Source organism: Metabacillus sp. Hm71 (genome assembly GCF_051842955.2).
GTDB lineage: Bacteria > Bacillota > Bacilli > Bacillales > Bacillaceae > Metabacillus.
This window is the reverse complement of record NZ_CM200278.1, coordinates 5,997,200-6,010,352: the sequence shown is the minus strand read 5'-3', so window position 1 is coordinate 6,010,352 and position 13,153 is coordinate 5,997,200. Positions and strand designations below refer to the sequence as shown.

General features: G+C 40.5%; 9 protein-coding genes. 5 read left to right on the top strand and 4 right to left on the bottom strand.

All coding sequences use genetic code 11. The annotated features are described in order from the left end of the window. Positions 1-29 precede the first annotated feature (29 nt). The 3 genes from ACSVDH_RS29215 to ACSVDH_RS29205 all read right to left on the bottom strand — a co-directional run bounded on the left by ACSVDH_RS29215 (position 30) and on the right by ACSVDH_RS29205 (position 3,128). Entirely contained in the window at positions 30-1,229 is a 1,200-nt protein-coding gene (locus tag ACSVDH_RS29215; RefSeq protein WP_439252447.1) for an MFS transporter, read from the bottom strand. A gap of 6 nt (positions 1,230-1,235) precedes the next feature. After that, the gene (locus tag ACSVDH_RS29210; RefSeq protein WP_299091316.1) at positions 1,236-1,613 is read right to left on the bottom strand and encodes a MarR family winged helix-turn-helix transcriptional regulator; all 378 of its coding nucleotides are present in this window, start codon (positions 1,611-1,613) and stop codon (positions 1,236-1,238) included. Between the two features lie 309 nt (positions 1,614-1,922). Continuing rightward, positions 1,923-3,128 (bottom strand): nitrate/nitrite transporter, encoded by a 1,206-nt coding sequence (locus tag ACSVDH_RS29205; protein ID WP_439252448.1) that lies wholly within the window; start codon positions 3,126-3,128, stop codon positions 1,923-1,925. A gap of 279 nt (positions 3,129-3,407) precedes the next feature. Here ACSVDH_RS29205 and nirB (ACSVDH_RS29200) point away from each other — a divergent pair, with 279 nt between their 5' ends. The 5 genes from nirB (ACSVDH_RS29200) to cobA all read left to right on the top strand — a co-directional run bounded on the left by nirB (ACSVDH_RS29200) (position 3,408) and on the right by cobA (position 12,705). Then, on the top strand, positions 3,408-5,753 hold the full coding sequence (nirB, locus tag ACSVDH_RS29200) for a nitrite reductase large subunit NirB (protein WP_439252449.1): 2,346 nt from the start codon (positions 3,408-3,410) through the stop codon (positions 5,751-5,753). Between the two features lie 45 nt (positions 5,754-5,798). After that, positions 5,799-7,931, top strand: a complete 2,133-nt coding sequence (gene nasC, locus ACSVDH_RS29195) for an assimilatory nitrate reductase catalytic subunit NasC (protein WP_439252450.1) — start codon at positions 5,799-5,801, stop codon at positions 7,929-7,931. Positions 7,932-8,115: 184 nt separating this feature from the next. Continuing rightward, positions 8,116-10,527: a nitrite reductase large subunit NirB gene (gene nirB, locus ACSVDH_RS29190; RefSeq protein WP_299091242.1), complete on the top strand. Its 2,412-nt coding sequence runs from the start codon at positions 8,116-8,118 to the stop codon at positions 10,525-10,527. 87 nt (positions 10,528-10,614) lie between these two features. Further along, on the top strand, positions 10,615-10,938 hold the full coding sequence (nirD, locus tag ACSVDH_RS29185; protein ID WP_439252451.1) for a nitrite reductase small subunit NirD: 324 nt from the start codon (positions 10,615-10,617) through the stop codon (positions 10,936-10,938). Positions 10,939-11,226: 288 nt separating this feature from the next. Further along, a complete protein-coding gene (gene cobA / locus ACSVDH_RS29180; RefSeq protein WP_439252452.1) occupies positions 11,227-12,705 on the top strand; it encodes a uroporphyrinogen-III C-methyltransferase in 1,479 nt (492 codons plus the stop codon). A 155-nt stretch (positions 12,706-12,860) separates the two neighbouring features. Here the strand turns inward: cobA and ACSVDH_RS29175 are convergent, their stop codons facing one another. Continuing rightward, on the bottom strand, positions 12,861-13,010 hold the full coding sequence (locus ACSVDH_RS29175; protein WP_439252453.1) for a hypothetical protein: 150 nt from the start codon (positions 13,008-13,010) through the stop codon (positions 12,861-12,863). Positions 13,011-13,153: the final 143 nt, after the last annotated feature.

The following is a 13,153-nucleotide window of genomic DNA, read 5'->3' as shown; positions in this document are numbered from 1 at the left end:
CAGCAATGTGACATGCCAAATCATTTGATTTATCCATTTGATTGTTTCAGTTGTAAAGCAGGCGCTTCTTTTTTTCGATGTAACACCAATTTATAAACGGCAATAACGACAAGCATAAAGATCGCGGTATAAAAGTATAAATGACCGTATCCAAGCTGTGTAGCAATCATGCCTAAAATATAAGAGCCGGCGGCAATTCCTGAATCAAAGAGAGTGAAAAATGTTGCTGTTGCATGACCGCTTCTGCTGCGGTCAGCAGCTTGAACAGCAAGTGTTTGCATAGAAGGGACTACTGTTCCATAGCCCAGCCCGATAAAGGCTCCTGATAAAAGAAGCATGAAGGATGTCTCAGTAATACTTAATAAAATTAATCCTATCATAAATAAAACCAATGCTGGATAGATGATAATATGAGGTCCTTTTAAATCAAATAAACGGCCGCTAAATGGACGAGCCACTAGCATAACAACAGCAAAGACTACGAAGAAAAAGCTTGCCGCATCTAATAAATCAAGCTGTTGTGCATAAATAGATAAATAAGAAAGGACACTTGAATATGCGATCGCGACTAAGCTTCCAACTAAAGCAATGGGAAGTGCTTTTTGATCGATTAAATCTGAAGCCTGCAGTCGTTTCCTAGCTGTCTTAACATGGTTTTCATCAATTTTGCTTGTCGCTGTAAAGATAACACCTACTGTAATTAGTAAGGCAAATACAAGAAAGAGTATGGTAAAGGAAGCGGTTTGTATTAACGTAAGGGCAATCATTTGGCCAAAAACAACCGCAAGATTCGTTGACATGACAAAATAGCCAAGTCCTTCACCGCGTCTTTTGATTGGCACTAGATCTGCGGCAATCGACCCTGTTGCTGTTGTGGCAATACTAAACCAAATTCCTTGGAAGAAACGCAATACCAGTAATAAAAAGTATTGATCAATCCATAAGTATAAAAACGAGCATAGTGTAAAGAAAATAAGGCTGATCATTAACATTTTCTTTTTGCCAAAGTCATCGAGAAGCTTCCCTGAAAATGGGCGAACAATAATGGCAGATAAAAGGAATATGGTGACAATCAGTCCTGCGTCTACCTCAGAACGATGAAGTTCGTCGACGACATAGATAGGCAGAGATGTTAGTAAGCCATAAAAGGCAATAAAGATAAAAAAGTTGCTTAAAGATGTACTAATAAAGTTCCTTGTCCAAATCGGTTCTTTTTTTCCTTCAGTCATTTGGACTCATTCCCCCTTTTCAATTGTTAACGTTCCTAATTTGTTTAATATGTTGAAAAAATAATCTTGCTCTTCATCTGTTAAATGCTTTATCATCTTTTGCTCAAAAGTTTTGACTTCTTGCTCAATAATCGGCAGCATGTTTTTCGCCTTTTCTGTCAATGATACAAGCCGTTCTCGTTTATCATTTCCTTGTGTCCGCATTACCCAGCCGCTTTCCTCAAGCTTCACAAGCGTTCTTGTGATCGTGGGTGCTTCAACAAGCAAGTAACGCCAAATATCACTTTGGGTCATCGGCCCATTATTTTTTAAACAATAGAGGATCGTCCACTGCGAACTATATAAGTCATGTTTTTGTAAATGCTCATTCAGCTCTTTCGTCATTAAACGAGTCTTTTGATAAAGAAGATGAAATAACTTGTTTGTGTTTTCCAATTTGTTCACCTCAATTTATTTACCTAGGTAAATATATCAGACTTATTTATGATAACAGAATATAGAAATTTGTAAAGTAAATGGATAAGTAAAACCGCTCTTTCAATAAATTTTGATAAAACTACATCAGAAAAGCTCCAGCGCTTAGTCCCTCAAGGTCATGGGGGGCTAGGCGCTGGAGTTAGACATAAAAACTAAGTATAAAAATAAAAAACCCTTGGCCTATTCGACCAAGGGATGGAAGCGTCTCATACACGTTTAAATTTTTACAGCATCGCTTTTTAACTTCCATGATTTTTTCCAAGAATAGCTTGCTAATAACAAGATTCCAAAGGCTATTAATGCAATTGCAGCAAAGGTAATAAATCCTGAAGCGTAAGAACCAGTCACTTCCTTTAAAGTCCCTAAAATATTTGGTAAAAAGAAACCGCCAATACCGCCGGCAGCACCTACGATTCCAGTGACCATTCCAATTTCCTTTTGGAAACGTTGTGGAACTAATTGGAAAACAGCGCCATTTCCCATGCCAAGGCACATCATACCAACAAATAAAAGGGCGGTTATCGCGAATAATGGCGGCAGCTGACTAACACCAATCATACATAGCGCTGCACCGATAAATAAGAAGGATAAAACTTTTACACCGCCAATTCGGTCAGAAATAAATCCGCCTACCGGTCTGAAAAAGCTCCCAGCGGCCACACAAAGTGTCACAAAATCTCCTGCTTGGACATTGGTTAAATTGTATTCATCAACAAAAAACATGCTCAAAAAGCTCGATAATCCAACAAATCCCCCAAATGTAACGCTATAAAGCAAACAGAAAAACCATGTATCGCGATAAGCGAAAACTTTAAAATAATTGGCCAGCGGCTGTGGTGCCGGCTGTGTTGGCGCATCCTTTGCAAGCAGGATGAAAACGACAAATGTGATAAGCAAAGGAATTAGAGCCATTCCCATTGTGACATGCCAGCCAAAATTTTCAGCTAATCGGGGACCGAATAAAGTAGCGAGTAAGGTACCGCTGTTTCCTGCCCCGGCAATCCCCATGGCTAAACCTTGAAGATGAGGCGGATACCATCTGCTTGCCATTGGTAAAGCGACAGCAAAGCTTGCTCCGGCAACCCCTAATAGAATACCGATCATAAAGAGCTCAGACATTGTATTACCTGCCAAAAATCCCCATAGAAGCGGAATCGTTGTAATGATCATGCCTAGAATAGCTGTTTTCTTTGGTCCCATTCGGTCCGTTAAGATTCCCATTACAATTCGAAAGAAAGACCCTGCAAGGATTGGAACCGCCACAACCAATCCTTTTTGTGATGGCGATAAACCAAAATCCTGGGTGATAAAAGCACCAAGGGCGCCAAGAATAACCCAAATCATAAAGCTCACATCAAAATACAAAAAGGAAGAAAAAAGTGTCTTCGGGTGACCGCTAGTTTTTAAATCGGATAGTTTCATACCATTACTCCTTTCGATACGACAAAATTTGTTATAATTTTCAGTTTTTTCAACATAGCCACATTATAAGTGGTGGATTTTTAATCGAAAAGTTACCTGTCAGGAAATATGACGCAGAAAATTAGTTAATATGACACGAAGGGAAGGGAGTTCTTTAAGTGGATTCATTCCAGAATATTCTGTGTTAGGAAATGTGACAACAATAAGTTAATAGTAGAAAGAATATGAAATAATGAAATCATTGGATAAGGTCAGACCATTGATGCTGGAGGGTTTTAAATGAAGCGAAAACTGGTTGTAATCGGGAATGGTATGGCGGGTGTCCGCTGTGTCGAAGAAATCATAAAGCATAATTTAGAAGCATTTGACATTTCAATCATAGGGAGTGAGCCGCACCTGAACTATAACCGAATCTTGCTATCATCGGTTTTGCAGGGCGAGGCATCAATTGAGGATATTACGATTAATGGGCAGGATTGGTATGAGCAAAACAACATCACGCTCTATTCCGGTGAGACGGCGATCAAAATTGATCCTGATAACAATGTGATCTTAACAGATCAAGACCGGATTGTACCATTTGACCTGCTGATCATAGCAACAGGGTCATTGCCTTTTGTGCTGCCAATCCCTGGCGTTGAAAAGGAAGGGGTCATCAACTTTCGGACGATAGAGGATTGCAAAACCATTATAAACACCTCAAAGCAACATAAAAAAGCTGTTGTGATTGGCGGCGGTGTGCTGGGGCTTGAGGCAGCGAGGGGTTTGTTGAATTTAGGAGTCGATGTAACGGTCATTCACAATATGGATTATTTGATGCAGCGCCAGCTTGATGAAACATCATCGAGAATGCTGCAAAGGAAATTGGAACAGCAAGGGATTGAGTTCCTTCTAGGGAAGGTCACGAAAGAAATTGCTGGTGATAATAAAGTCGAAAGACTCTATTTTACAGATGGGACTGATATAGAGGCAGATTTTGTTGTCATGGCAGTTGGTGTCATTCCGAATATCTCGCTTGCAAAAAGCAGCGGAATACAGACAAATCGGGGAATTATCGTCAATGATTTCATGCAGACAAATTATCCAAATATTTATGCTGTCGGTGAATGTGTAGAGCATAAAGGTGTGATCTATGGCTTGGTCAAACCGTTGTATGAGCAAGGGCAGGTGCTTGCTAAGCATATATGTGATCTGGAAGTAGAAGGATATAAGGGTTCTGTTTTATCAACAAGCTTAAAGGTACCGGGAATCGATCTGTTTTCTGTTGGGGAATTTGGTGAAGATACAGCAACGAAATCGTTAACGATGCTCAATGAAATGGAAGAGGTTTATAAAAAAATGGTTTTTCGCGGAGATATCATTGTCGGTGCAGTGTTATTTGGGGAGACGGCAGATCAATCCAAACTACTAGACATGATCGTGAAAAGAAAGCATGTAAACGACGAGGAGAAACGCAATCTTCTCCATTCAGCTGGTAATAACACCTCACTTGTAAAGGCGATGAAGGTAAGCGAAATTGTTTGTAATTGCAACGGAGTTTCAAAAGGAGCGATTATCGAGGCTGTTCAGCAGAAGGGTTTAACAACGGTTGAACAAGTGAAGCAATGTACAAAAGCTTCAGGGTCCTGCGGCGGGTGTAAGCCGCTGGTAACGAATCTGCTTGCCTATATTCACAGCGATGAATGTGATGAGGTAATTGAGAAAAAGTCCTTATGCGGTTGTACTGCATTAACGGAGGACGAGGTTGTCGTACAGATTCAGCAACGAAACCTTAAGTCACTCCGGGAGGTATTTTTAGAGCTTAACTGGAAAGAAAGGGACGGCTGTTCAAACTGTGTTCCTGCCATCAATTATTATTTAGCGATGATTTATCCAGACAATGAAGGCTTGAATGAACCATTCTATATGAATGGAAGTGCAGCGGCTCAGCTGCAAAAGGATGGTACGTATTCGATCATCCCACAAATGTATGGAGCGTTATTAAATGCTGCGGAGCTTAGCCGGATTTCTAGTATTATGAAAAAATACCAAATAACAGATGTGGGGATTACCCCTGAACAAAAGATCCAATTAAAAGGAATCAAAAAAGAATATGTTCAAGCTGTGTGTTCAGAATTGAATGTACGAATGAGCCCTGCACATGGCAATACGATCCAGCATGTAAACACGTTTTTTGGTGACCCTGTTTGCCATTGTCATAAGGAGCAAGCCTTGCAACTCGCGATTGAGCTGGAAAAGGACATGGAATTTTTGCTGACACCTCATCGCGTTGTATTAGGTGTATCAGCTTGTAAGCATAGAGAGACGGAAATGATCACAAAGGATATCAGCATCATCGGTGATAAGCGGGGCTGGGAGATTTACGTAGGCGGAAGCCAAAGTCCTGCCTTGAAAAAAGGAGAATTATTTACGGTGGCGAGTGACCCGGAAGAAGCAAAAACATTGATTTGCGGTTTTGTTCAATATTACCGGGAAACGGCCAATTATCTTGAACAAATTAGTGATTGGATCGAGAGGGTCGGTCTTATTCATATAAGAGAAGTTTTATTTGAAGTACACTTGCGGGATCAGCTCATTAGCAGAATGGAAGCGGAATTGCTTCCATATGTACAGAAGACCGTTTAGAAATGATGAAGGAACGTAGATTGCGAGAGTAAGGGGGGAATTGTCTTGACCGAATTATTATTGAAATATTTCCGGACAAAGCAGCAAGAGGTTCAATCAGAAAAGGTGTATGATACGCAATGTCCGTTTTGTAGTATGCAATGCAAAATGCAATTAATTGAGCAGTCGGTTGTGACAAGGAAAAAGTACACGACAGTGGGCAAAGACAATCCTACATCAGAAGGAAGGCTATGTATAAAAGGTCTGAATGCCCATCAGCATCCCTTCCATCAGGATCGGATTTTGCACCCATTATTAAAGGTGAATGGCGAGTTTGTGAGGATTTCGTGGGAACAAGCCATTGCACATATAAAAGAACAGTTTACGAGGATTCAAGCTGAGGATGGCTTAAATGCTTTATCGGTATACGGCAGTGCTTCTATTACAAATGAAGAAGCGTATTTACTAGGCAAGTTTGCCAGGGTAGCACTAAAAACACGTTATATCGATTATAATGGCCGCCTATGCATGTCCGCTGCAGCAACTGCAGCAAACCAAACCTTTGGCTTAGACCGCGGTTTAACCAATGCGCTATCAGAGGTGCCGCATACAAGAGTGATTATTTTAGCTGGCACAAATATCGCAGAATGTCAGCCGACGATTATGCCATATTTTGAGAAAGCGAAGGAAAACGGAGCCTATATTATTGCGATTGACCCTCGTGAAACAGGCACAACTGAGATTGCTGATTTGCATTTAAAGGTCAAGCCAGGAATGGATGCAGCCTTGGCAAATGGAATGCTAAAGGTGATTATTGAGGAAAATCTCCATAATGAAGCGTTCATTAATGAAAGAGCAATAGGATTTGAAGATGTTAAAGAGTATGTCACATCTTTATCACTAGAGGAAATTTCTGAGATGACTGGTGTTTCTGTGGAGCATATTCGGCTTGCAGCCACTAAATTCGCCAGTGAAGAATCTGGGATGATTTTTACAGCAAGGGGAGTAGAACAGCAAATAGACGGAACCACTGCTGTGAGGAATTTACTGAATATTCTTATCTCTACAGGAAAAATTGGTAAGCCGTACTCTGGTTATGGTGCCATTACTGGGCAAGGAAATGGGCAAGGTGCCCGTGAGCACGGGCAAAAAGCTGATCAGCTGCCGGGCTACAGATTAATCGAGAATGAAGAGCATCGTGCCTATATTGCCAAAGTATGGGGTGTGGATAAGGATGAGCTGCCTGGAAAAGGTGTTTCCGCATTTGAGATGTTCAAAAAAATTGAAGAAGGCGAAATTACGGGAATGCTTCTCATGTGTTCAAATCCAGTTGTATCCAATCCAAATGCAAACTTTGTAAAAGCGGCGTTAAAAAAGCTCAAGTTCTTAGTCGCTGTCGATTTGTTTGTATCAGAAACGGCCAAATTAGCAGATCTCATTTTGCCGGCATCTTCTTATCTTGAGGATGAAGGAACCATGACCAATCTTGAAGGCAGAGTTACCCTTAGGGAAGCTAGTCGTCCTTGTCCAGGAGAAGTAAAACATGATTGGCAAATCCTTTGTGAAATTGCAAAAGCACTTGGGAAAGAGAAGTATTTTTCCTATACAAAGGCTGAGGACATCTTTAATGAATTAAGAATCGCAAGCCGGGGCGGAATCGCTGATTATTATGGCATTACCTATGAGAGAATTAGAAAAGAACAAGGAATTCTTTGGCCGTGTCCAGATCTGGAGCATAAAGGAACAGAACGATTATTTGAACAATCATTTGCCCACCCGGATGGGAAAGCGAAAATGATTGCTGTCCCAAATACTCCAGAAGTGCCAAAGGAAAAACCAAATGAAGAGTATCCGCTCTATTTAACAACGGGCAGAGTGATGTCACATTATTTAACAGGAGTGCAAACGAGAAAGAGTGCGGCTTTGGCAGCAAGGAATTTTGAGTCCTATCTTGAGATCCATCCAGAGACTGCTAGGAAATATAATATTGAGAATCATCGTTTAGTAATGGTTTCTTCAAAGAGAGGCAGCATTGTTGTTAGAAGCAGATGGTCGGAAAAAATCAGACAAGATACCGTTTTTGTACCATTCCACTGGGCGGATAGCCAAAATGTTAACTTACTAGTCGGCGAGGAACTTGACCCTTATTGCCGCATGCCTGGATTTAAAGTAAGTGCTGTTAAAATAAAACCTGTTTAATAGGCTGAATACAAATAGATTGCTAGTTTTCGAGGTGCGAATCGTGCCTCTTTTTTACACTAGGTAAGTTTAGGGAGCCTATAAGTTAGAAAATAAAACCATGTTAGAAAACCTAACATGTATGTAAAATAATTAATTTTACCGTGCTATAGTAGAAGAAACTTTCCAAGGGGAGGAAAATCAGGTGGAAAAAAAGAAGCTTGTTTTAATAGGAAACGGAATGGCCGGCGTAAGAGCAATCGAAGAAATCCTAAAGATTTCAAACGACTTATTTGAAATAACAATCTTTGGGAGTGAGCCGCATCCAAACTATAATCGAATCCTATTATCGAAGGTGCTGCAGGGTGACACCGAGGTAAAGGATATCACGTTAAATGACTGGGATTGGTATGAAGAAAATAATATAACGCTTTATACGGGAGAAACCGTCACAAAAATCAATCCGGATAAGATGGTGGTTGAGTCCGATAAAGGCCGAATTTTACCATATGATGAACTAATTATCGCAACGGGATCTGTACCCTTTATCCTTCCGATTCCAGGTGCTGATAAAGAAGGTGTTACAGCTTTCCGTGATATTAAGGACACTGACATTATGCTTGAAGCATCTAAAAAATATAAAAAGGCTGCCGTTATTGGCGGAGGCTTGCTTGGATTAGAAGCAGCCCGCGGCCTATTAAATTTAGGAATGGATGTTAATGTTGTTCATTTAGCACCAACATTAATGGAACGCCAGCTTGATGAAACAGCGGGAAGACTTTTGCAAAAAGAGCTTGAAAATCAAGGGATGAAATTTTTATTAGAAAAAGCAACAGTAGAGATTTATGGAGAAGATCGTGTTGAGGGATTAAAGTTTAAGGATGGCACCCATCTTGAAGCAGACTTAGTGGTAATGGCTGTAGGTATTAAGCCGAATATCGAGCTAGCTAAGAATAGCGGTATCGCAGTAAATAGAGGGATTGTCGTTAATGATTATCTGCAAACAGATCTGCCGCATGTTTATTCTGTTGGTGAATGTGCTGAACATAATGGCATTCCATATGGCCTTGTTGCTCCATTATATGAGCAAGCAAAGGTACTGGCATCCCACATCTGCGGAAAAGAAACAGAGGGGTATAAAGGATCTGTATTATCTACGCAATTAAAGGTTTCAGGTGTGGAAGTATTCTCAGCTGGTGATTTTATGGAAGGCGATGACAAAAAATCGCTGAAAATCTTTGATGAGCAGGATGGTATCTATAAAAAGATTGTCTTAAGAGGAAACAAAATCGTTGGGGCTGTTTTATTCGGAGACAGTAAAGAAGGAAATCGCCTTTTCTCTATGATTAAAAAGGAAGCGGATATTTCAGATACAGAAAAGGTCAGCATTCTCCAGCCAATCGGCGGCGAAACAGGGGAGAGCCTTGTTGCTTCAATGAGTGCGGATGAAATTATCTGCGGTTGTAATGGGGTATCAAAGGGTGCCATTGTTCAAGCGATTCAAGAGAAGGGCTGTACATCAGTTGATGCCATTAAGGCTTGCACAAGTGCTTCCCGTTCATGTGGTGGCTGTAAACCTTTAGTTGCTGATGTTCTTCAGCTGACACTTGGATCTGAATTCGATGCTTCCTCGCAGAAAGAAGCGATTTGCGGTTGTACAACACTTTCTAGAGATGAAGTAGTCGAAGAAATTAAAGCGAAAGGCTTAACACATGTTAGAGAAGTAATGAATGTCCTAGATTGGGGAACAGCAGAAGGCTGCTCAAAATGTCGACCAGCTTTAAACTATTATTTAGGCATGGTGAATCCGACGAAATATCAGGATGAAAGAGAATCACGTTTTGTCAATGAGCGTATGCACGCAAATATTCAGAAGGATGGAACATACTCAGTTGTACCAAGAATGTACGGCGGTGTGACAAATGCAGAAGAATTGCGCAAAATTGCAGATGTTGTGGACAAATATGAAATTCCTTTAGTAAAAGTAACGGGCGGACAGCGTATTGACCTATTTGGCGTGAAAAAGGATGATCTTCCAAAGGTATGGGAGGATCTAGATATGAATTCTGGTTATGCGTATGGAAAATCGCTGCGGACAGTCAAAACATGTGTTGGTGAAACATTCTGCCGCTTCGGTACACAAGATTCTATGGGCTTAGGGATCAGACTAGAGAAGAAATTTGAAGGCTTGCAAACTCCTCATAAAGTAAAAATGGCTGTATCGGCATGTCCGAGAAGCTGTGCCGAGTCTGGCTTTAAAGATATTGGGTTTATCGGAATCGATGGCGGATGGGAAATCTACATTGGCGGAAATGGCGGTACCCATGTTCGCGGAGGCGACTTGTTATACAAAGTAAAAACAGATGATGAAGCAATGGAGATTACAGGTGCTTACCTCCAATATTACCGTGAAACGGCAAATTATTTAGAGCGTACATCGGCATGGGTCGAACGTGTTGGCTTAGACCATGTAAGATCAGTGCTTGATGACAAAAACAAGCGTCAGGAGTTAAATGCACGCATGGATGAAACATTATCTGTTTACAGAGATCCATGGAAAGAAATTATTGAAGATAAGAAGACCACAAAAGAACTATTTGAAACGGTTGGCATTTAATTGTTTGAACGAAAACAATAAGCAGTTCTTTTAACAACGTATAGCAACAAATGACAGAATATTTTGTAAAGAGGGAGGAAGTTGGACATGAAGGAAATGACAAAAACGAAGGTGTATGTTGGTCCCTTTTTGGAACTGCCAGAGCGTGTCGGGAAAACCGTTCAACTGGAAAAGGACAAAGAAGTGGCTGTCTTTAAGCTTTCAAATGGTACGATTAAAGCCGTTGAAAATAAATGCCCTCATAAAGGCGGAGTATTAAGTGAAGGAATCGTTAGCGGTGAGCATGTATTCTGTCCGATGCATGACTGGAAAATTTGCCTTGAGGATGGAAAGGTACAAGAGCCGGATTTTGGCTGTGTCAAAACCTATGAAACGATTATTGAAGAGGGAGAAGTTTTTCTCTTAATTTGATCAGCATAATATAAGTGGCTTTTTTCTAAAATATTGTTGCTTTTTAGATAGATAAGAATGTTGAAATGAGGCAATCGGTGATTATCCGATTGCTTCAAATTTCATCTCTAACCTCTCTCTTCAAGAGGCGCAATTATTTTGAAATGATAACTTTATCCATAAAGCAACAAAGTTTATGAATACAGCCTAAAACAAAAAGTAAGGTTAGCATAGAATCGCTATGCATATAGAGAGAGCGCACTTCCCTTACTTTAAAAAGGAAATAGAAGCTAAGGGAGGAAGAAGAAAATGGGAAAAGGAAAGGTATATTTAGTTGGTGCTGGTCCAGGGGATCGTGAGCTAATTACCCTAAAGGGAATCAAGGCCATTAAACAAGCGGATGTAATCCTGTACGATCGTTTAGTGAACCCAAATCTCCTTGAATATGCACCAACAAATTGTGAACTTATTTATTGCGGCAAGCTTCCTAACCGCCACTTTATGAGGCAGGATGAAATCAATAAAACACTTATTGAAAAAGCGTTGGCCGGCTATACAGTTGTCAGACTGAAGGGCGGAGATCCAAGTGTTTTTGGCAGAGTTGGTGAAGAAGCTGAGACTCTTGCGGATAAACAAATACCCTATGAAATTGTACCTGGGATCACCTCAGGTATTGCCGCTCCTCTTTATGCAGGTATTCCTGTTACACATCGGGATTTCGCAGGATCATTTGCTATGGTCACGGCACACGATAAGTCAAAGAACGGTAAGCCTGATATCGATTGGGAAGGACTTGCAAGAGGTGTCAAAACGATTGCCTTTTATATGGGAGTATCCAACTTAGAGCATATTTGTGACAACCTTATTCGTCACGGTAAAGCGGCGGATACACCGGTCATCGTGATTCGCTGGGGGACATGGAGCAGGCAGAAAAGTGTCGTAGGTACGCTTTCTACCATTGTAGAAAAGGTCAGGGAAGAAAACATTGAAAACCCGGCGATTACCTTAGTCGGTGATATTGTTGCAACAAGAGAAAAAGGCAAATGGTTTGAGAAAAAGCCATTATTTGGACAGCAAATCCTTTATGTTCGTGGAAGTGCCGAAGAGGAAAGCATGGCAAATGGGTTTGCTGATCAAGGTGCTGATGTCATTGAATTTCCTAAGTGGAAAATCGATGAAGGAACCTTGGAGATCACGATTAGAAAAAAGCTGGCAACCTATAAACGAATGCTGTTCACTACTACAGAGGCAGTGACTCATTTTTTCAGCCTTTTAAGGAAGTACAGAATCGACATTCGCCAACTACAAGCAAAACTGTTTGTTAAACAGCCATCATCCCTTGTTCTGCTGGAAAACTTCGGACTGTTCGCAAGCTTTGTAGAAGAGATGGATCATGACGGAAGCTTATTGATCCTTGGCGCAAATGAAAATAGTGAACAAAGGTGGAAGCTTGAGAAATATGGTGAACATGATTATGCAGGTGTGTATCAAACGTCAATTGACGAGAAGTATGAAACCATCATTCGCAGGTCAATTGAGGATGCGTCGATTACATCGATTGTTTTTCCAACAAGCGATGCAGTTCATACATTTATGAAGCAAGCGGCATTATACGGTATCTCGAACCAGTCAATTGACCCAACAATCAATATCACTTGTTTAAGTAAACCGGCATGGCTGGCGGCTGCAAATAATGGTCTTAATCCTGGAATCTATAGCAGCCATAATGAACGACCATCAAAAGAAGTTTTGAAAAAAAGCGCTGATTTAGTTGTAACAAATATATAAAGGAAGAGGCTGTAATCAATAGACCCCATTTTGCTAAGGGTAAATCTTATTGATTCAGCCTTTTTGTTTGGCGAACTTTCCAACGTAACAGCACTTTTACCATAAAAAATTATAATAATAGCTATAATGAATGGCATCATCGGTTGTACATATGATTAATATTCGATATCCTCATAATCCTTTGGCTGGGGTACCGGTTGCTCGGGGAGGGTGAGATTGTATTCTGAAAGTGCTTCTGATTTTCTTTGATAAATTTTCCCTTCGTAGGAATTCGCAGATTGTTTATTTTGATTTCTCTTATTCATACTAAAGCATCTCCTTTTATCAATGTTATTTTTAGTTTGTCCATAATGGGTGTTAACATGATAAAGTAGGAGCTTATTTTTATTGTTAAAAATAAACAGCAAAAAGAGGGACAGCCCTCCGAAATTTTAAGGGGCTGTTCCCT